General features: G+C 34.6%; 22 protein-coding genes. 15 read left to right on the plus strand and 7 right to left on the minus strand.

What is annotated here, in order from left to right:
* Nucleotides 1–1,021: 1,021 nt before the first annotated feature.
* Nucleotides 1,022–1,687 carry an SOS response-associated peptidase gene (locus OMO38_RS19165; RefSeq protein WP_264751788.1) on the minus strand — a complete coding sequence of 222 codons (666 nt, stop codon included), beginning with the start codon at nucleotides 1,685–1,687 and terminating at the stop codon, nucleotides 1,022–1,024.
* A gap of 63 nt (nucleotides 1,688–1,750) precedes the next feature.
* Here OMO38_RS19165 and OMO38_RS19170 point away from each other — a divergent pair, with 63 nt between their 5' ends.
* Genes OMO38_RS19170 through OMO38_RS19185 form a run of 4 tightly spaced genes read left to right on the plus strand, consistent with a single transcriptional unit; the run spans nucleotide 1,751 to nucleotide 4,264 of the window.
* Nucleotides 1,751–3,001, plus strand: coding sequence for a Y-family DNA polymerase (locus OMO38_RS19170; protein WP_264751789.1), 1,251 nt, complete (start codon nucleotides 1,751–1,753; stop codon nucleotides 2,999–3,001).
* A complete protein-coding gene (locus OMO38_RS19175) occupies nucleotides 2,998–3,459 on the plus strand; it encodes a S24 family peptidase (protein ID WP_264751790.1) in 462 nt (153 codons plus the stop codon). The genes OMO38_RS19170 and OMO38_RS19175 overlap by 4 nt, the downstream gene beginning before the upstream one ends.
* An 11-nt stretch (nucleotides 3,460–3,470) precedes the next feature.
* The gene (locus OMO38_RS19180; protein WP_264751791.1) at nucleotides 3,471–3,836 is read left to right on the plus strand and encodes a hypothetical protein; all 366 of its coding nucleotides are present in this window, start codon (nucleotides 3,471–3,473) and stop codon (nucleotides 3,834–3,836) included.
* A 5-nt stretch (nucleotides 3,837–3,841) separates the two neighbouring features.
* Nucleotides 3,842–4,264, plus strand: coding sequence for a hypothetical protein (locus tag OMO38_RS19185; protein WP_264751792.1), 423 nt, complete (start codon nucleotides 3,842–3,844; stop codon nucleotides 4,262–4,264).
* Here OMO38_RS19185 and OMO38_RS19190 read toward each other — a convergent pair.
* Nucleotides 4,261–4,542 carry a hypothetical protein gene (locus OMO38_RS19190; protein WP_264751793.1) on the minus strand — a complete coding sequence of 94 codons (282 nt, stop codon included), beginning with the start codon at nucleotides 4,540–4,542 and terminating at the stop codon, nucleotides 4,261–4,263. The genes OMO38_RS19185 and OMO38_RS19190 overlap by 4 nt on opposite strands.
* A gap of 305 nt (nucleotides 4,543–4,847) precedes the next feature.
* On the opposite strand from OMO38_RS19190, the gene OMO38_RS19195 reads away from it, so the two are divergent.
* The 5 genes from OMO38_RS19195 to OMO38_RS19215 all read left to right on the plus strand — a co-directional run bounded on the left by OMO38_RS19195 (nucleotide 4,848) and on the right by OMO38_RS19215 (nucleotide 8,851).
* The gene (locus OMO38_RS19195; RefSeq protein ID WP_264751794.1) at nucleotides 4,848–5,099 is read left to right on the plus strand and encodes a hypothetical protein; all 252 of its coding nucleotides are present in this window, start codon (nucleotides 4,848–4,850) and stop codon (nucleotides 5,097–5,099) included.
* A 1,079-nt stretch (nucleotides 5,100–6,178) separates the two neighbouring features.
* Complete coding sequence (locus tag OMO38_RS19200; protein ID WP_264751795.1) at nucleotides 6,179–6,856, plus strand: hypothetical protein; 678 nt, start codon at nucleotides 6,179–6,181, stop codon at nucleotides 6,854–6,856.
* A gap of 324 nt (nucleotides 6,857–7,180) precedes the next feature.
* Nucleotides 7,181–7,573 (plus strand): hypothetical protein, encoded by a 393-nt coding sequence (locus OMO38_RS19205; protein ID WP_264751796.1) that lies wholly within the window; start codon nucleotides 7,181–7,183, stop codon nucleotides 7,571–7,573.
* Nucleotides 7,574–8,132: 559 nt separating this feature from the next.
* Nucleotides 8,133–8,615: a hypothetical protein gene (locus OMO38_RS19210; protein WP_264751797.1), complete on the plus strand. Its 483-nt coding sequence runs from the start codon at nucleotides 8,133–8,135 to the stop codon at nucleotides 8,613–8,615.
* Nucleotides 8,600–8,851 (plus strand): hypothetical protein, encoded by a 252-nt coding sequence (locus tag OMO38_RS19215; protein ID WP_264751798.1) that lies wholly within the window; start codon nucleotides 8,600–8,602, stop codon nucleotides 8,849–8,851. The genes OMO38_RS19210 and OMO38_RS19215 overlap by 16 nt, the downstream gene beginning before the upstream one ends.
* Before the next feature lie 167 nt (nucleotides 8,852–9,018).
* On the opposite strand, the gene OMO38_RS19220 is transcribed toward OMO38_RS19215, so the two are convergent.
* Both OMO38_RS19220 and OMO38_RS19225 read right to left on the minus strand, forming a co-directional pair.
* Nucleotides 9,019–9,558 carry a hypothetical protein gene (locus OMO38_RS19220; protein WP_264751799.1) on the minus strand — a complete coding sequence of 180 codons (540 nt, stop codon included), beginning with the start codon at nucleotides 9,556–9,558 and terminating at the stop codon, nucleotides 9,019–9,021.
* Between the two features lie 319 nt (nucleotides 9,559–9,877).
* Entirely contained in the window at nucleotides 9,878–10,000 is a 123-nt protein-coding gene (locus tag OMO38_RS19225; protein ID WP_264751800.1) for a hypothetical protein, read from the minus strand.
* 506 nt (nucleotides 10,001–10,506) lie between these two features.
* Here OMO38_RS19225 and OMO38_RS20355 point away from each other — a divergent pair.
* From OMO38_RS20355 to OMO38_RS20360, 6 genes are all read left to right on the plus strand, one after another.
* Complete coding sequence (locus tag OMO38_RS20355) at nucleotides 10,507–10,659, plus strand: nitroreductase family protein (RefSeq protein ID WP_406567337.1); 153 nt, start codon at nucleotides 10,507–10,509, stop codon at nucleotides 10,657–10,659.
* A 572-nt stretch (nucleotides 10,660–11,231) separates the two neighbouring features.
* Entirely contained in the window at nucleotides 11,232–12,014 is a 783-nt protein-coding gene (locus OMO38_RS19230) for an NADPH-dependent F420 reductase (RefSeq protein WP_264751801.1), read from the plus strand.
* 93 nt (nucleotides 12,015–12,107) lie between these two features.
* Nucleotides 12,108–13,100 (plus strand): quinone oxidoreductase family protein, encoded by a 993-nt coding sequence (locus OMO38_RS19235; protein ID WP_264751802.1) that lies wholly within the window; start codon nucleotides 12,108–12,110, stop codon nucleotides 13,098–13,100.
* Nucleotides 13,101–13,339: 239 nt separating this feature from the next.
* The gene (locus OMO38_RS19240) at nucleotides 13,340–14,260 is read left to right on the plus strand and encodes a sensor histidine kinase (protein WP_264751803.1); all 921 of its coding nucleotides are present in this window, start codon (nucleotides 13,340–13,342) and stop codon (nucleotides 14,258–14,260) included.
* A gap of 3 nt (nucleotides 14,261–14,263) precedes the next feature.
* Entirely contained in the window at nucleotides 14,264–14,785 is a 522-nt protein-coding gene (locus tag OMO38_RS19245) for a LytR/AlgR family response regulator transcription factor (protein ID WP_264751804.1), read from the plus strand.
* 37 nt (nucleotides 14,786–14,822) lie between these two features.
* Entirely contained in the window at nucleotides 14,823–15,017 is a 195-nt protein-coding gene (locus OMO38_RS20360; protein WP_406567338.1) for a LytTR family transcriptional regulator DNA-binding domain-containing protein, read from the plus strand.
* A 2-nt stretch (nucleotides 15,018–15,019) separates the two neighbouring features.
* Here the strand turns inward: OMO38_RS20360 and OMO38_RS19250 are convergent, their stop codons facing one another.
* From OMO38_RS19250 to OMO38_RS19260, 3 genes are read right to left on the minus strand one after another with little or no spacing between them, the layout of a single operon-like run.
* Nucleotides 15,020–16,441 (minus strand): efflux transporter outer membrane subunit, encoded by a 1,422-nt coding sequence (locus OMO38_RS19250; RefSeq protein WP_264751805.1) that lies wholly within the window; start codon nucleotides 16,439–16,441, stop codon nucleotides 15,020–15,022.
* Between the two features lies 1 nt (nucleotide 16,442).
* Nucleotides 16,443–19,601 (minus strand): efflux RND transporter permease subunit, encoded by a 3,159-nt coding sequence (locus OMO38_RS19255; RefSeq protein ID WP_264751806.1) that lies wholly within the window; start codon nucleotides 19,599–19,601, stop codon nucleotides 16,443–16,445.
* Nucleotides 19,602–19,659: 58 nt separating this feature from the next.
* Nucleotides 19,660–20,766, minus strand: coding sequence for an efflux RND transporter periplasmic adaptor subunit (locus OMO38_RS19260; RefSeq protein WP_264751807.1), 1,107 nt, complete (start codon nucleotides 20,764–20,766; stop codon nucleotides 19,660–19,662).
* Between the last annotated feature and the right edge of the window lie 155 nt (nucleotides 20,767–20,921).

Consider the following 20,921-nt stretch of genomic DNA (forward strand, 5'->3'; position numbering starts at 1 on the left):
GTTGGCAAAACGAATAATACTAAAAGCATCGGATGAATTAACAGTCTTTTAAAAACAATCGTTTATGATTACTAATAAACTTGTTACCATAGTAATATATTTTTGTGAATCTAAAATGTAACTCCCTGATCTCTTAAACATTTAATTCATCAATGTAATATTTCTGTCGACAATCCTAGCTGATGGGTTAGATTATATGCAAATTCCAAACATATATAATTTTCTTGACTGGTGTCAGCAGCTAAATACACATACTATTTACTTCGGTTTTCATCTTCAACATATTCATCTCCAAATGTCATGGGATGATCTTTTTTAATTTCCCATAGGGTTCGGAAATATCCGTTGAATTCAATTTTTTTTTGGACGGTTGCATATTGCAGTAATGTAATGGATTCATCATACAGGTGCTCATGATTACTTTATATTCTTCTGAAATCTGACCTAGTATTGTTGATGTAACTGCTTGTGTCATAACGGAATTTTTATAAAAATACGAATGAATAATCTCAAAAATTGAACCCGTATTTCTGAAGACTTTTTCATGTTGATCTTAACTGAGTGGCTTCATCAATAATTTCATATTCAGCATTTGCGTATGTTTGGTTAGTTTGTTTTTCCAAACTTCATTATCCGTATCCTATTTCATCTTTAAAAATTACAATCAAATAATGTTCTACTTTCTAGTCCTGACTGGAATGCTCTTTTTTAAAATCTATAAACTGTATAGTATTAATGTATCGGTGAAGAGGTAAATTTCGCAAATACCCTAATAAAGTATACGTTAATTGATGTAAATGTTGTGATATTAATTAGATGGCATCTTATAGTTCTATGAATAATAAACGTTCAAAAGTAAAATTCTACTTGCCTAGTCTACTTCTGCAGCAGTACTATTCGCCCAGAATTAGATATGAAATTGCTAAAAAAGTGCTTTCTTGAAATGCATGATTAAGCTTATAGCTAGGTTTTTAGCATCTTTAAAAAATATGCTAAGTAGGAGTCGTGATTAAGTTTCTGATTAATCACTATTTTTTTTTGGAGAAAATAGATCTACAATTCCACCACTTGATTCCATGGCTACCAAATCAGGATTATAATTCGGATAAGAGAAATCCTGTAAATTTCTTCCTTCCAACCAATCTTTATCCATTGCTCTATTCAAACATACAGGCATTCTCTTTTTGGTATTGTGAATTTCCGACATTAACTCATTGGCCTCCGTAGTTAAAATAGAATATGTTCTGTACGATTTACCATTGTCCGGATTAGTCCATAGGTTATATATTCCGGCCAGGGAAAAGACTTGATGCTCACGCAAACCAATTTCGAATTTTTTCTTCACTTTTCCTTTTGCATCCTGCCACTGCCATTCGAAGAATAAATGAGCAGGAATCAAACATCTACTGTGTACTGAACCCTTGTAAGATGCTAATGTTTCTGCAGTTTCAATTTTAGCATTTAACGTATTGGCTTTTTTCTGGAAATCCGCTTTTGCCCATGACGGGAATAGTCCCCACTTTCCCACAACTATTTCAGTTGGAGCTTTATCCATGATAATGGCGGTTTCCGGATAATTAAATCCATTCAATTCATCCAGAAGATGGTATTCATTTTCCAGTTCATAGGCTGTATAATACTCTTCGAGTTGCTTCGCCGTGAACTGGGTTGAAAATCTGTAGCACATAAATATCGTTTTTCGGATTAATTTTTGTCTAACTTTACACCAAATTTCATTCCCGAATAAACGATGTATGCACTAGTTGACTGCAATAATTTTTATGCATCCTCTGAAAGAGCCTTTCAGCCAGAGTTAAATGATCAAGCTGTTGTGGTTTTGTCAAATAACGATGGTTGTGTTATTGCACGATCCAACGAAGCAAAAGATTTGGGAATCAAAATGGGATTACCGGCATTCATGCTCAAGGATTTCGAAAACGATGTTCATATCTTTTCAAGCAACTACGAGTTATATGATGACATGAGCCGTAGGATCATGAATACGCTCTCAGAATTTACACCTGAAGTAGAAGTATATTCAATCGACGAAATCTTTCTGAAATTTGATGGTTTTAAAAACTATGACCTTAATAAGTATGGTCAGGAAATGCGACAAACAGTAAAAAAGAACTGTTGGATTCCCGTATCTGTAGGGTTTGCTCCAACAAAAGCCCTTGCGAAGGTTGCCAACAAAATTGCTAAAAAATATTCTGATCGATGGAATGGCGTTTATGTCATAGATAACGAAGAAAAAAGGATCAAAGCGCTAAAATGGCTTCCTATTGCAGATGTTTGGGGTATTGGCCGACAGCTATCAAAAAAGTTAATCAATTGGGGAGTCCATACTGCCTACGATTTTACTCAACTTCCTGATTATACTGTTCAAAAAGAATTAAGTATTGTCGGTCTGCGATTGAAAAAAGAATTATCCGGTTTAAATTATCTGGATTTGGAGGAGACTGAAAGAAAGAAAGCCATCGCGACCACACGCAGCTTTGCCCATGATGAATATTCATATGACAATATATGCGAAAGGGTTTCTACATTTGCGACCCGTTGCGCTGAAAAACTGAGAAAAGAGACATCCTATTGCAGTAAGATTGAAGTATTTGTGATTACTAATAAATTCAAGGAAGACGAGCCTCAATATGCCAATAAGGTGATCATGAACTTACCATTTGCTTCCAATTCTGACATCACTATTGCAAAGTACGCGGTACGAGCGTTAAATATTATTTACAAGGAAGGTTTTGGATATAAAAAAACGGGTGTTGTTGTCCATGGTATAACCCCCGAACCTAGCAAGCAGGGAAATTTATTTTTTAATGAAAATCCCAAACATGAAAAACTGATGAAAGTAATGGACCTTCTCAATATTTCTAAGATGGATCCTGTTGTCACGCTGGCATCAAATGATTTGAAGAGGAGAGAAAAAATGCTCCGCGAAAGACTGTCAAAATGTTATACTACAAACTGGGATGATTTAATTGAAATATCATGATTTTAAAAAAAGCAGAAAATATTTACAGTGAGATAGAATTTTATCCAGTGAAAAATGATGGAGATCGCTATTATGTAGAAGTACATGAAAATATCGCTAACGGTTTTCCTTCACCGGCTGAAGATTTTTCAGGAAAAAGAATCAGTCTTGATGAAAAATTTCTTTCAAAGCCTGAAGCCACTTTTATCGGTAAAGCAAAAGGAATGTCCAATTACCCTTTTATTATGCCAGGTGATTTTCTTATTATCCGTTCTGATCTCGAAGCATCAGATGGAGATTTGGCTATTGTCTATGTTTCAGGAGAGGGCTTTTCTGCAAAAAAGATTGATTTGAACAAAAACTGTTTAATTCCTTTAAATAAAGATTTTCCTGAAATAGCAATCGGTAATGATGAAATTGTTGAAACCCGTGGAGGGGTAAAAACGGTTTTTAGGGATATTGCATCTTTAAATTTCTAATACCTTTTTGTATGATAACCAAAGGTGATACTTTAGACATTTTACATCGTAATGCAAAAGATATTGAAGGACTGCTGGAACTTTATCGAAATGGGATAGGAGTAATTCAACATTTTGCTGTTGAAAAAAAAATTGAATTTGATGGTTATTTCCTAAAAAAGTGGGAAATCGAAGCGGAGCATCCAGTGAGTTTTAATGAAGAATATTTCGAGAACGAAAATAGAAGCGAATTGTTTGTCTTTCTTGCTGCAGAAGCAGACATCGAGATTTACGAGTGTTTAGAATATTTATATAACTTTACCCACGCGGAAAGTTTGTCAAAACATCTGCTTTATAAAAAAATTTATGAACTGAGAGAACAAGGGGTAAGATTTTAATCGTTATGGAATTTTTTGTAGAAATTAAAACTGCAGACCAGGCTTTCCAAATTATTAAGGACTGGATTGCAGAGGATATCGATGATAATGGCTATTTGAGTAAATATGATAAAGAGGCTATCTACAATTCTGCTATTTGGGCTATTCAAGAAGTCGCTGAACATAAAAATATTGAATATCAGGGCTACTTCCGTACCAAGTATGAGAAAAATTCTGAATTTCAAAGAATCTTAGGCAAGACTAATTTCGAGGAGCAAACATATAAAAGAGAACTCTATGTTTTGATGGCTGCTCAGGATGATCAAGAAATTTTTGACTTATTCAAATACATTTTTGACATTACCCAACCTTGGTATTTAGATGATATTTTATTATCGGAAATGATAACAAAAATTAATTCAAAAGGTTACCTATTTCATAGGACTTAAAATTTCACGTCCCGGCCAAATAAATGTTTAAAAAGATGTGTTTTTTCCGCACTATCCAATTCGTAGATAAATCCCAGCATATCTGCACCTGTTTCGGGAAAGGTCATTCGGACTTTGGTAAATAGCTCCCAATAATAATCAGCACCTTTCTCCGTGTCTTTAAAAACAGGTTCAAATTCTGAATAGCTCCAACCTAAACAAAAACTTGATAAAACCTCAAGTATACTTGCTCCGGTATGATAGTACGGTTGTGATTCATTCTCTAAATTTTCCATCATCAAATATAGAAATTTTTTTGGTCAGAATAAGTCCGTAAGTCAGCAAGCGTAAACATGTATAGTATACAATCATACTATCATTCAGTCTATTATATCCAATGATTATCACTTAGTATAAGTACAAGTATTATGGTTTGTTGAATGAAACATTATCCGATGAGCATTCATTGTATTGTTGTATAATGCTCTCACTATTAAAATGCCATTTATGATTCACGTACTTTGTTTATTTCCATTTATAGAACTTTAACAGGATAGTACATAGATAAAAAGTCTTATTTTTACCTTATTAAAATTAGAAAAAAATGGATTTAGAATTCAAAAAAGAGCACTTTCACCTTATTAAGGACAGTTATTCTCTGACCATTAAGAACGTAGCTAAAAATTTACCGATTGTACAAGCTTATTATGAATTTTCGCCTGGAGTTTATGTGAGTAAGGCTGTTCAGGTAATGGTAAGTGATGATTATATTGTTATAAATGCTGAAAAAGGGTTTGACGGGAAAGTGGTCATATTCAACGATGAAATAAGTAGCGGGGAGGAGAGTTTAAATTGACTCATTTCTGTATAAAACATAAGTATTTTAATTTATACCGTTTGGTGAGGGTAGTGCACTAATAATTTAAACAACATGTAACTCGTTTAACTTTTTAAGTTTTCTCTGATACCTCAGGGGAGAACTTAAGTCGATTTGACCACGCTTAATAGAAGAAGGCATTTAAAGAGCTGCCGAGGAAGCGGACCAGGAAGACTCTGAAAGGAAGGGAAGAATGCAGTTAAAGTTAATACAATCACCAGGCAAAAAATATACGTTGTAGGATCGAATCTAAAATTTGGTTATCTGCATAGAAAAATCAGAAACCACCCCTTGGTGCAAATGCAGTTTTTTGAAGTTTGATCCTTATTAACTCTATGACTTAAATGAGAGATTTAATAGATTATAGATAGAAATATTTCTAATATCAATAAAATTTCATTATTAGGGGCATCAGGTGATCGCTATATTCTCCCTCTTAAAAAATAATGTATATTGGCTTTAAACTAAAAATGGTATAAAATGTCCATTATATATTATAAGTTCATTTTTAAGTTATTTACCTTCAGATAACTAAATGAATTTATTTCACTTTAGACCCTGATAAAGAAACTAAATATATGAATTGTTTTTGGATTTCTCGAAAACAAACTATCTTCACACCACGAAGAACAAACTATTGCCAGGGAAGTATAGATTAGTCAACTTAATACTATGCTTCCCTTTCTATTTCCATTTTTCATGTAAATTGTTTTTATGTATTTGGAAACGTAAACACCAAATTTGTATCAAAATTTGTTATGAAAAATAATTATTTTATAACACTGGCTATAGTCAGCATTATTTTACTTTTTTCTTTAAATTCTTGTGTCCATGAATTCATTGAAGGAGAATTTGTCAATATTTAAAATGATGTTATTTCATTCATTCAAAAAGAATATATAAAGAATAAACAATCAATTGTTGGAAAAGATATTCAATGGGATAAAGGAAGGACTTATAAAAATGAGAATGATATCTTTTTAGTCACCGTTCCTGTAAAATATAAAAAACTAAGTTTCATAGAAGAGCTTAGCTTTAGAATTGATAACAATAAAATATTGGGACACCCCTGGAAATTTATAGCTACAACAGATTTTGATTCGGAGGATTATAAATTGACCGCGCATGAAATTATGAGTAAAATGAGTGGAACGGTTACTTATTTTTCTCTGGATAGAAATATTAAATATCAATTAAAGATTCTTGAAGGAAATATTATTGAGGATATAGCCTCTAAAAACGGAATCGGACCAATGAGTTCCCCAACATGTAATAAATGTCACACGGCAGATATTGAAGAGGTAATTGTTATTGGAGGTCCTAACACTCCACCCAATCCGCAGACACCACTCCCTGGGGCCGGTACTTTTAATCCTGATAACCCGCAGGATTTATGTGTAAAAGCTGCCGCCGCGTCTGCTAAAGCAACGCAACAATCAAAGATTCCCAAGTTTAATATTGCCAAACAAGGGGTTTTAGATGCTTATTCTCAAAATGAAGGAGAAGATTGGGTAGCATTTGGAAGTGATGATCCTAATAGCTCAATGGATGCAACGAGTGTTCAACAACTTGGTCAAAATTCAGGAAATATCAGTAATTCTTTTCAGTATCCTACAGCTGATATTCATAATCATCCTGATAATACACCTCCATCAGCAGGAGATGTTTATAGCATGATTTCAATGTATAATCAACATAACAGTTTTAATACCAGATATTTGGTAACGCCTAATTGAACAGTATATGCTTTTATTATTACTAATGCTAATGCTTTTGATGCTTTTATTAGTAGCTATCCGCCTTTGATTAATCCACCTTATGCACCCACTTTTCCGACAACTTTAAATAATGAATATAATGATATTGCTTTTGATTCAAATACTAACAGTCAGGCAGCTTATGAAAATGCTCTATCATTTATGTTAGATAAATACAATGTGGGAATAGCTCTGACAAAAATGAATAGTAATGGTGAGTTTAAAAAGATTAATGTTGCAAAAGGAAATTCTACTGGAAGTAATACATATTCCCAATCAACATGTAATTAAAAAAATAATGATATGAAAAAGTATAATAAAGCTTTTTTAGTTTTTAGTTTATTTTTATCTGTTTTAATATACAGTCAAGAATTAAACAAAACAGAAATTTTAAAGATTCAAAAAGTTGAAAAAAATCACAATAAATATAAAAATAAAAAATTAAAGAATTTATTACAAGATTTGCCTGAAATAAAAATGTTGAGAATCATGCCAAATAATCCTGAAACTGGTGTTCATACTTTGATAATTGGCTTTTTGGACAATGCACAATTTAGTAAATCTTCGAATAAAAAGAGAATAACGCTCTATATAAATGATAAGATTAAAACGGAAAATCTTTTTAAAGAAGATATCACAACAGAAGAAGCTATAAAAAAATATGGAGATTTAAAAATAGCTTTAATACTATTATAGTTAAATACAACATTAATTGCAGGATTAGTAAGCGCAAAAGATGGTGAAAAATTGTCACTAGAAAAAAAATAACCAAAGGGGTTTCTGTGTCTAAAAAAATTGAAATTAAGGAGAGTACTTTTGAGACTAATCTGTAATTCCATCTTGGTGGTGGTGACATAAAATGCTATGACAAACTACCAGGAGAGGGTACAGTAGAAGTTAAATGTCCTGATGTTATTATTGATAACCATAAATAATAATAGATAATATGGTTTAATAAAAGGCAAGATAAGGCCATAAATAATACCTTGTATACCAGTTCAAATTCGGGTCAACTGTACTACATGATTGGTGCATCAGGTCGAAGTTACGCTATTAGAAGGTACGGAGGTGAATTTTTTATTGGAACTACTTCAGATACATTTATTTCACCTAATATTATTGCGCATGGAGCCCTATTCAATCTAACTGTAATTCATTGGCAGTCATCGTATAGAATTATATCAGGAGCAATGGAAGTTAGATTTAATAGTATTCTTGGAAATTCACCGTCAACAGTATTAAAATAAAATTTCGGATGAAAAAAAAGATAATTATAATATTAATAATGATTTTTAATATGATGGATGCACAAAAAGATCTTTCAAAGAATTATGAAGTCATAACTTTTGAAGAATCATTGAAATATGATGTTGGACAAATGACAGAATATAAATATTCAGACTTCAATCAAAGTACTTCTTTATTTATAAATGATAATAAATTAATTGTATTTCCTAATTTAAATGATGGAAGATGCTTAATAATAGCAAAACAGGATTATGATGAAATGTTTTCCAACAATTCATTTCCTGTTTTGCCTGAAAATAATACTCCCTACTTTATCTATAGAGAATTATTGAACATGGAAAATTTTACGAGGGAAAAAATGGTGGAGATTTTATTTAATTTGGGAACTAAATTCGACGATAGGACCTTTTATGATGATTTGGAGAAATTTTCAAACACCTTATCTAACAATGATAAAAAAAAATATTTATCCCAATGTTATATTTATTAGGTGAAGATCTACATAAAATTTGTCCATTGGCACAATGGAATTTCAGTCCAGTTTATTTTTTTCAGCCTTATAATGAACCTCGTCTTTTTTACAAAGATAATTCCTACTCATTTTATGATTTAAATGTATTATTGGAAGAAAAACTTGTAAATGGTAGAAAAATTACATTTAAAAATATTTATAAAAAAGTTGAGGGATACTATTTGAAAGAAAAAGGCATTTGGGATCTACGATAATATTATGATAATAAGTAAAGCAAGAGTTTTCTTGCTTTACTTATTATCAATATTGTAGGGAAGACTTATGAAAATTAATCAATGACGTGTTAAATTACTGAGTCTCATGAAAAGTAAACCATTCAGATAAATTAATCGTTTTTTAAGATTATTTAGAGGTTATTATTTTAATTTGCTGATGGTTGTTTCATTAACTCCAAAGCTTTCAGTGCATTTACGTATATGTCATGGACAGCAAAACTATCCAAAATAAATCTATCATTTGGAAATAAAAATCCTAATATTTCAAGCTTATCAATATCTGAAGTACGTTTATAGTGATTATGCACGATTGCATTTCTAATTTTCCCTAAATCTCCAAATAGGTTATTTTTTAGGTCAGTTTTATTTGTATAACCTAAGCATTTAGCAAATATTGTCCTGTAATTATCTTCCCATAAATTATAAATCATTACTATTGTATTACCAGCCATTATCATTTGATAAAAGCCGTGCTCTTTTGCTTCCTCCATATCTAGCTCAGAAAACTTTATCTCAATATTACATTCCTGATCTACAATTTTAAAATTCTCAATTTTGTTTTTCTTTTTATAATCATTAAAAACACTTCTCAAATTGTACAGTCCAAAATGAGAAAAGCGGTAAGCTTTATAGATGTTATGGATTTCAGTTTTAAAGATTTCTATTTCGTTATTAAAGACATTCATATTAAATTTTTACAGATATACTCAAAGATATATTCTTGCTGCGCAATCTATTAGCATATCTAATCATTTTTTGAGATTATTTTCAAATTAAAAATTAGTCCATTTAATATACCTTCTTAGGAAGAATTAATGTAGGATTGGGACTATTTTGTTAGGCTTTTTTAAGATTGCAAATAACTTCAAAATTTACGCATTGCGTCAATCCAAACTTTATGATATTCGCAAAGCCATTTTTGCTACTAATATAAAATTTTATTTTGATCGTTTTTTGAGACTTATTTAACGGGTAATATTACAGACTAATAATTATAATAATCTATTAATCAGATACAACTTTTTTATGATTAATTCCCCAATCTTTCAAAGCATAGATAATAGGTGTAAATGTTTCGGCATACGGTTCAGATATATAAATAATCTTCACTGGATAATCGTTGATCATTATTCTTTTAATGAGCTTATGCTATTCCAATTCCTTAAGTTCTTTCGCTAAAACTATTGGAGTAATTAATACAATACGATCTTGAATATCAGTAAATCTCTGATTCTCTATACTAACTGAAATAATAATCGTCAACTTCCCACTTTTCATTAATAACCATCAACGCATCTTTTACAAGTTTTACTGTACTAAAGCAGTCATTATAAGTTTTTTGCCATCTATCATTATCAGTACAAATATATTATAATACCGGTTATAATTAGCTATTGACTAAATCTGTATTTTTTCGAAAACACACTTTCCTAAAGGAAAGTACTATAAAATGTAAAGTTATTTATTGTAATTTTGTTATTATGCAGTTTAAATTTTTAAAATATAATAGTACAACCAAAAGATGTTTCAGTATCCAATGCGGATATAAACTTAATATCTAAAGAGGTCATTTACTTACGAAAATCATGCAAAGGCTTTTTATCCACTCCAATTTCTGAAGATGTCTTGAAAATATGCACATAAATGCACAACAGTCACCATCTAATTGTAATACCCAGCCGTGGGTAGTACATATCGTTTCAGGCAAAAAGCTTCGTCAACTTTCCCAAGCTTTACATGATGCTAATACTACTGGTAATTTTAATCTGAATTTCACATTTGATTAAAATGACTATAATGAGCAATATTTGGAAAGGTTACAAGATTAAGGTAAAGCATATTATGAATGGTTGGTATAAAGAGAGATGATGAAAAAGAGAGCAAAGAAGCAGCTGATAAAACCTCACTATTTTTGGAGCTCCACATGTTGCACTACTTTTTATACCATCGGCCGGCGAAAATGTGCGAGTTGCAGGTGATATAGGTATGTATGCACAAACATTTCTGTTTTTGCTAACCGATCAAGGTTTGGCTGGTATTCTTCAAACTTATCTTGGTATGTTTGCAGAACAATCAGGAAACATTAGATATTTCCAATAAGTTTAAAATGATGTTTGGTATTTTTTCGGATATTCAGATTCAGATGCAATCGGGATTCTATTAAAATGGGTAGAGAACCTATTTCAAATAGGTTTATCTATCACAGATAATATTAATTCTATAGTGATTAGTAACATCTATCATAAAAAAGAAAAATTTCTACATTAAAAGGAACGAAGTATTCTAAAAATTAATGCTAACTGTTCGAAGCATAATAAATAAAGCAAACATTTATTAATAGTAATTTTAAATCAAAAATATGAAAATAGGCATTATTGGCGCTGGCGCAATTGGCGAAACTCTAGCAAAAAAGTTAAGCAAATACGGACATCAGATATTTGTTGCTAATTCTCGCGGTGCCCACACTATTGCTTTTGCTGATAACGAGGCTATCACAGCAGTTGAATTGAGGGATGCAACAACGAATGTCGATGTGGTCATTATTTCTATTCCATTTGGAAAAGTTGCAGAACTGCCAAAAAATCTATTTAGTGACCTGAATGAAAACGTTCCCGTTATTGAGACAATGAATTATTTCCCACATCGCGATGGCATTATTGAAGAAATAGAAAATGGAAAACCACACAGTGTCTGGGTCTCTGAGCAGATCGGAAGACCGGTGGTAAAAGCATTTAACAATATTGTAACACATAGTTTCAGAAAGTACGGACAACCTCATGGGACTTCTGGAAGAATCGCGCTTACCGTATCATCAGACAATGAGGATTGGAAAAAAATAGCTTTTCAGATTATCGATGAAACAGGCTTTGACAGTTATGATGCTGGTTCCCTGATAGATTCATGGCGTCAACAACCGGGAAGTCCCCCCTATTGTACAGATCTGACCATCGAAGAAATGGCCGAGGCTATTATAAAATCAGACAAAAAACAGACGGTCATCAATCGTGATCTTTCCAATGAAAAAATTGCAGAATTAGGTGAAGAATATATGAACATTGTGGTAACAACAAACTATCCTGACAATTTTGATGACAAAGCAGTCAATATCTATAGGTCAATTAATGGGATTCCATTAAAATAAACATTAATTATTAACAGTTGGAAATTGAATTGGCTGAATATGCAAACTGTTAATTTTAAAGAACAATAGTGAACGGATCTAAATATTTAATATATGGAAAATAAGTTAATGCGAAGCTGGCAGGCTGATGAATTTGGTGAAATCAGTGAAGTTTTAAAAATAAAAAATATACCTGTACCTGAACCAAAAAAAGGTGAAGCACTTATTAAGGTAATTGTGTCAAGCATCGGACTGCCTGACAAACTTGCAGTGGAAGGTAATTATCCGTTTGTTACAAACCCACCGATAACTCCCGGACAAGAGTTTGTGGGAATAGTAGAAAAGACAGGAGCTGATTTTCCTTTTATCGAAGGAACAAAGGTATTGGGAACAAGTGAATACTATGGTAAAGGATATGGGGCTGTCGCTGATTATACTATTTGCTCCAAGACTACAGTTTTGCCTTTTCCCACCAAGCTTAGTGATGAACAGGCTGCTGCGTTCCCAGGAACTTATCACGTTGCATACGTTGGGCTGGTAAATCGGGGTGATATTAAAGACGGTGACTCATTATTAGTTTTAGGAGCGGCGGGTCGTACAGGAGCGGCGGCTTTGCAGCTTGGAAAGGCTTTGGGTGCAAAGGTTATTGCAGTTATAAGAAACGATGAACAAAAAGAATTCTGTATAAGTCAAGGTGCTGATGTTGTACTCAATAGTTCCGATGAAAAGTTGATTGATAAAATAATGGAACTGACAGATCATAAGGGAGTCGACGTAATTTATGATACCGTAGGTGGAAAAGCTCATAAATCTGTTATCAACGCTATTGCTTACAAAGGACGAGTCATCTTAGTGGGCTTTGCCGGCGGAAGTTGGCCGGAGCTGAATCCTCAACATATTATGTTCAAAGGATACGCTGTTATGGGTGCATTAAATACTATAAGAACGGAAGAAGAAAAGCAGGATGCCATTAAAAAACTCTCTGAACTTATAGGGAGAGGCGACATCAATCCTCCAAAAGCAAAACTTTTTAATTTTAATGATACTATAAGCGCAATGTCTGAAATAGGAAAGTCAAAGGAGGGAATTGTGGTACAGCTCAGCTAGGACTCAAGTAACTTATTACTTTTTATTCGTTTTGATGTGCAGTTTTTTCGCTTTAGTGAATACACTGTTTTATAAGTTGATCAAATCATTTATTTTGCAGGCTTTATGATGAAAGTATGGCAAAAAGTATTATATAATCGATATTGATGATAAATATGATAAAAAATATCACGAGCACAAAACTGCTATTCTTATGCTTGCTTAGCAGCTTATTTATAGTGTATCCCGACATCATATGTATGAATTGGCAACTTGCACAACCATCAAACTCAGTAACCGATGCCCAAAAAACCTTTCTCCTTTTTGATTATTTCTTTTTTGCATCTATTATTTATCTGTTGCTGGAATATAACCTAAAAAAAATCAAATATCGCAATCTCAGACACAGAGCCAAATGTAATTTGGTCATTGTTGTTTTCGCATACGGTTTTCTCGTCCTTATTATGTACTATTGGACAGGTATGATTCGTACCGCCGCGGGAATTTTGGTACTGCAGTACTTTATCGTTTATTTACTTTCAACATTTTTAGGACATGCTTTAATGATGTTTAACGACCAGCTTGAAAAGGAGGGACAAATCGAACAACTGAAAACTGAAAACCTTCAGAGCAGATATGATGCATTAAGAAACCAGATTAATCCTCATTTCTTTTTTAATTCACTAAACGGAATATCGTCGCTGATACGTAAGGGTAATGATGATGATACTTTATCATTCGTCACAAAAATGTCAGATGTATTCCGTTACATTTTACAGAGCGAAAAAAAATGTGTTGTCAATTTACAGGATGAAATAGAATTTATCGGTGCTTTCAAATATATGCTGGAAACCCGGTTTGCAAATAAACTTGAGTTTAATATTGAAATAGAGGAACTTCATAAAAATTACAAAATTCCTGTTCTTACAATGTTGCCTTTAATTGATAATATCGTTGTACACAATGTAATTGACAGTCTTAATAAAATGGTGGTAAATATCTATATAAATAATAAATCAGAACTTACCATATCGAACCCTATACAACCCAAACTTATAGAGCCTGTAACAAATGGGACAGGATTGGAAAATCTGGAAAACAGATATACTTTGCTTATGCTGAAAAAAATCAGAATTGAAAACGACGGAAAAACCTTTTCGGTAATGTTACCATTAATATAGTACATGATGAAAGTATTTATCGTTGAAGATGAAACCGCCGCATTCGAAAATTTAAAAGATATGCTGACTAAGGTAAATCCACAGATAGTGATCACTGGAAATACTGAAAGTATTGTTCAGACGGTAAACTGGCTTCAGAAAAATCCTGTTCCAGATCTTATATTTCTTGATATTCACTTATCGGATGGATCCGCATTCAGTATATTCGATATTTTGCCTGTAGAAATTCCGATCATTTTTACTACGGCTTACGACGAATATGCAATAGAGGCATTTAAAGTAAACAGTATTGATTATATCTTAAAGCCGCTCAAAGAGACTGATCTGGTCCGGGCGCTCAATAAATTTAATAAGCTTGGCGCCGCAGACCGATACGCACAAATTGAACAAATTAATACAATCAGCCCGCAGTTAAGATATAGAGACAAACTGCTGATGCCAAACAATGACCAATTAATCCCTGTTAACGTATATGATATAAGTTGCTTTTACACAACCGATAAAAGAACGTGTTTTTACAAATGATGGAAGAAGTTTCGTTTATTCAAAATCACTTGACCAGATTTATACAACTTTAAATCCCAGCTTTTTTTTCCGTGCCAACAAGCAGTTCATTGTCTCCAGAAATAGTGTCCAAAACATTACTGTGTGGTTCGATAGCCGTCTATGGCTGAATTTAAACATTGAGGTGCCGGAAAGAATATACATAAGCAAGAATAAGGCATCTGAATTTAAAAGCTGGATCGTCAACGAGTAATGTTATCGCCATCCACCTCCTAGCGCACGATAGAGATCGACGCAGGCGCCGAGCTGCCTGCGCCGTACAGAAGCAAGAGCAAGTTCAGCCTTCAATGCGTTGCTTTGTACCATGATCAACTCAATATAATTGGCTAAACCATTTTTATATAACTGTTTGGAGTCATTTATCGCTAACTGGAGAATCTTGGAATATTGTTCTGTTTCGCGATATTCAATTTTTAATTTTTCGCTCCTTACCAAAGCATCCGAAACCTCGCGCACCGCATCCAAGACTGATTTCCTGAATTCCAGAACAGCTTCATCTCGGTTTATTTTTGCCACCGCAAGATTTGTTTTCAGCGTTCGCTTTTGAAGCAGTGGCTGAGCAATTCCACCCATAATACTGGCAAATAATGACGCAGGGGTCTGAAACCAGTTACTGGCCCTAAAAGAGTTTACACCTATGGATGCAGAGATATTTAGGCTGGGGTACGTATTGGCTTGGGCAATACCCACTTCTGAATTCCTTATTTTTACTGACAGCTCATAGTCTCGTATGTCTGGTCTATTGCTTAACAAATCCGCCGGAACACCGTGTTGTAATATATTAGGAAGTTGTATTTCTGATAAAATGCCGTTTCTTGAAACCTTTTCAAGGCTTGTTCCGGTGAGTATATTAAGGACGTTTTCCTCTAAGGCGATTTGTTCCTCCAATTGCGGTATAAGCGTTCCCACGAACTGCTTCTGTGCGGCTGCCTGCTTCACAGCAAGATTTGTCTCCATTCCGGCATGATATTGCAGTTGGGTTACAGTAAATATAGTATCGTTAAGTGAGAGATTTTTTTTCGCAGTTTCTAATTGTGTGTCAAGCATCAGCAAGTTATAGTAGCTGTGAGCAATTTGGGACACTATTTGTGTCTGTATTGCTTTTTTTGCTTCGTACGTTTGTAGATATTGTTTGAGTAAAACATCCTTCTGCGATTTTATTTTCCCCCAAATATCCGCTTCCCAGCTTAAGTTTATGCCGGCAATATAATCTTCAATATGCTTTTGACCCACGAAATTATTCAGACTTATGCCCTCAAGGCTGTTGTCAGAAGGTGAGGTTGATTTTGCAGCAACAGCAACAGTGGCAGTAGGTAGCTGTAATATTCTGGCAGCTTTTAATCTTTCCTGCGCAGTCTCGATTCTTTTAATGGCAATCAGCAGATCGTAATTATTGTTGACCCCTTTTTTGATTAATGCCTGCAGCGTTTTATCTTCAAAATATTCTTGCCAGCTAAGATTGGCTATTGTTAAGGTATCTGTTGATCTGTTTTCGGACTGGTAAAATCTCTCTGGAAATTTTACATAATGTAACTGTTGTGATCCAACTTTACAAGATATCATCATAAGGTTGATGATAGCAATCAAGCCGTAATACGCTATATTTTTAAATCTCATATTATTTGTTATTGTTAGTTTTGGGAAGTTGATTATTTTGTACCGACACTTTCTCGTGTAGATATTGGAAAATTATGTAGAGGACAGGAATTATAAAAATTCCGAAGGTCACGCCGGTCAGCATTCCGCCTACCGTACTGATACCGATGGAGTGATTCCCGTTTGCGGCACCGCGTGTAGCCCAGATGAGAGGTAGCATTCCAACAATAAAAGCAAACGACGTCATTATAATTGGTCTTAGTCGCAATCTGCTGGCTTCCAACGCGGATTCTATGATGCCAATGCCTGACCTTCTCATTTGAACGGCAAATTCCACTATTAATATCCCGTTTTTTGAAAGCAGACCAATAAGCATAATAAGGCCTAACTGCACGTAAATATTGTTATCTATTCCTGCCATACCTGTAAAGCCATAAACACCAAGTACACCGGTTGGTATGCTTAGAATAATGGATAACGGAAGTATATAACTCTCATATTGGGCTGCAAGAAGAAAGTAAACGAATATAATACTTAACATAAAAATAAGCACTGCCTGAGACCCTGCGGCGGCTTCTTCTCTAGTGATACCCGTCAGTTCATACATATATCCACGTGGCAGCGATTCTGTTGCAGTTTCTTTGATGGCACGTATCGCATCACCAGAGCTAAAGCCTGGTTTTGGTGTACCGTTAAACATCACCGAGTTAAACAGGTTATTCCGTGTTACAGTTTCGGGTCCGTGTGTACGCTCGAATGTTACAAGCGTTTTAACAGGTACCATTTCACCAAATTTGTTCTTAACAAAAATTCCGTCCAGCGAATTTATATTTTCCCTAAAAACAGCATCAGCCTGCGCCATTACCCTATAATATTTTCCGAATCGGTTAAAATCTGAAACGAAGCTGCTGCCATAATAAATCTGTAAGGTTCTCATCAGTTCGCTAACATCAACTCCCAGCTGTCCGGCTTTATCAAAGTCAACAGCAAACTCATATTGTGGATTTCTTGTAGAAAATGTTGTAAAAACACTGCCTATTTCCTTACGTTTTTTTAGGGCGTTAGTAAACTGCTGTGCAGTGATTTCCAAGTCGTCCAAAGAACCGCTCGCTCTATCTTGTAACATAAACTCGAAACCTACGGAATTCCCAAATCCCTGTACAGTGGGAAATGCGAAAAAGAAGGTTGTAGCTCCTTGCACCTTACTGGCTTTTTGGGTTAGTTTTTCCATCAGTTGAGACACATCTGGATTTTCACCGCGTTTTTCAATATCTTTCAGCCTGATAAACCCATTAGAAAAAGAAGAAGAAAAAGTATTGCCCATTGCATTTTGTCCATCTGTTATCCACAGGTTTTCTATTGCTTCATCATCTTTTATCATATTCTCTATTTCTGCCACCTTTTCAGCAGTTCGATCAAAGGACGTTCCTGGCGGCGTATTTACAGAGAAACCGATAATTTTATTATCTTCCTCGGGGATGAAACCTGTTCGTGCATTGATTAAAAGTATTGCACATCCTGTAAAAATTAATGAAAGTATACCAAGCGCAAGCCATTTTCTTCTTACCAAAAAACGGACACCCCCGACATAACGGTTGTTCAAGTGGTTGAAGCTGGCATTAAAAGCAGTAAAAAATCGCTTCGCAAAACTTCGATTTCCGTCTGTAGCTGCAGACGAGTGATGGCCACTTTTTAAGAATAATGCGCATAGCGCAGGGCTCAAAGTCAAAGCGTTGATTGCGGATATGAAAATGGCAATGGCCAGAGTAAATCCAAACTGTCTGTAAAAAACTCCTGTAGGTCCTTCCAAAAACCCTACCGGTACAAATACTGCAGCCATAACTAGTGTAATTGATATGATCGCACCTGAGATTTCATTCATTGATTCTACAGATGCTTCCTTTGCATTAAGATTGCTGTTGTTCATTTTAGCATGTACGGCTTCCACAACTACAATTGCATCATCAACTACGATCCCGATGGCTAAAACAAGGGCAAATAATGTGAGCATATTGATGGTGTATCCTAATAGCTGTAGGAAAAAGAATGTTCCTATAATTGCTACGGGTACTGCTATTGCGGGGATCAAGGTAGATCTTAAATCTTGAAGAAAAAGGTAGACCACTAGAAAAACAAGGATAAATGCAATGATCAGTGTTTCGACAACCTGTAATATGGATGCATCCAAAAACTCTTTGGCGTGATAGAGATATGCCGGTTTCAGTCCCTTTGGCAGCTTTGGCAGAAATTCTTCTTTAGTTTTCTCTACTTGATCAATCATCTCGTTAGCATTTGAACCTGCTGCCTGCTGAATGGCAAAACCAGCAGCAGGTTTGCCGTTCACCCTATTAGTCGTAGTGTAAGTGTACGAACCAAGCTCCACACGGGCAACGTCTTTAAGCCTAAGTATTGATCCGTCTAGATTAGCTTTGATAATTATATTTTCATATTGTTTCGGTTGATTAAATTTACCTTTATATTTTAAAGTATATTCGAAAGTTTCTTTGCTGTTCTGCCCGAATTTACCGGGAGCCGCTTCTAAATTCTGCTTTTGTACTGCCTCTATTACCTCCTGTGGTGTTAGGCTGTTTGCAGTCAGTCGCTCTGGGTTCAGCCATAACCGCATCGAATATTCTGAAGATCCAAACATTTGTGCTCTGGCAACACCGGGAATACGCTGTATCTGTGGTAAAATATTGATACGTATGTAGTTATGGATAAATTCTTCATTGTACATTTCGGGATCTTCACTGTATAACCCCATAAACATTACCATGCTGTTTTGCACTTTCTGAGTAGCCAAACCTGCCTGCACAACTTCCTGCGGAAGCTGGCTTTCTGCTTTTGAAACTCTGTCCTGGACGTTAACTGCTGCTATGTTGACATCTGTGCCTTGCTTGAAATAAACGTTCAAAATCATATTTCCGTCGCTGCTCGAACTTGAAGTCATATAGGTCATATCTTCGACTCCGTTCACAGCCTCCTCAATCGGGACTGCAACAGACCGGGCCACTACCTCTGCATTAGCACCAGGATAAAAGGCCGTGACTTGTACACTTGGAGGGGCAATCTCAGGAAACAAGCTTAATGGTAAATTAAATACTGAAAGGATGCCTAATATCAGTAATATGATCGATATTACTGTTGACAATACGGGTCTTTCTATAAATTTTCTGAACATAATTATCGTAATCTTATAAGATTATTTTACTTTAATGGCTGATGTTTTGACGAAGATATCACTCATGACGGGTGAGAATAAGACTGTCAACTGAAAAGGGCTTAGGTGTAATTTTGGCTCCTTCACTAAGCAGGCCCATACCACTGTACACGATTTTTTCTGCTGGCTGAATGCCATCTTTCACATAATAGTAATGTGTTGATTGCCCAACTATCCGAAGGCGTTTGGATGTCACGGTATTATTTTCTCTCACAATAAAGACAAAAGATCTGTCCTGTTGGTCAAAGGTCGATTCTTTAGGGATTTTCAGAATATTTGTAAGCTTTTCGGCTAATCTTATTCTACCAGTATTACCGGTTCGCAAAAGTCCACCAGTATTTGGAAATGATGCTCTGAATGATATTGTACCTACAGTCTTGTCGAACTGACCGAGTATAAGATCAATTCTACCTTTTTCAGGATAGACGCTATTGCGCGCAGTAATGAGCTCGACTTCCGGCATATTTTTGATTTTTTCCTCTATTGTAGTCCCGGGAAACTTGTTCTTAAATGCTTCAAAATCCTGTTCGCCTACCGAGAAGTATGCATATATTACCTTAACATTTGAGACAGTAGTCAATGGTTGAGGATCACTTGATGAAACGAAACTTCCTTTTTTAAAGGGTAGTCTGCCAATGTAACCGTCTACAGGGGATTTGATTATGGTAAAACCCATTCTGATACTTGACGTTTTTTTGGCTGCGGTGGCTTGCCTCACAGTTGCTTTCGCCGCTTCATATTCTTCTTTTGCTGTCATTAATTGTATGGGAGCTATTACTTTTGTTGCTACCAGTGGTCTGAGTCGTTCCACTTCTATCTGTGCTTTTCTCATGTTGGCTATTGCGACTGATAATGCAGCTGAAGAATTATTTAGATCTTCGTTGTAGATTCCGGATTCAATACGGAAAAGAGGTTGTCCAACTTTTACGAATGCACCTTCTTCCACAAAAATCTTTTCGATATAACCATCAACTTGTGAACGGATTTGTACATTTTCTTTTCCTTCTAATGAAGTAGGAAACTCCTGATAAATGATTGATTCGGATGCACGCGTTGAAAAAACCGGAAATGATGGATTATCTTTGTTCGGTTGTTCCTTTAAGTCAGAACAATTCCACAGTATCATTGTTAGAATTCCAAATTTAAAGTTTGAGCCGAGACAGTTTAAATTACGAGTACAAAATGACATAGGTAATAGAGATTATTTGAATTAATTGCTTATTAACATGCAAAAATGCTTTTGCTACGCAATTGTACGGATAAGCTTAATTACATAGGGCA

It is taken from the genome of Chryseobacterium kimseyorum (assembly GCF_025971945.1).
GTDB classification, from domain to species: domain Bacteria; phylum Bacteroidota; class Bacteroidia; order Flavobacteriales; family Weeksellaceae; genus Chryseobacterium; species Chryseobacterium kimseyorum.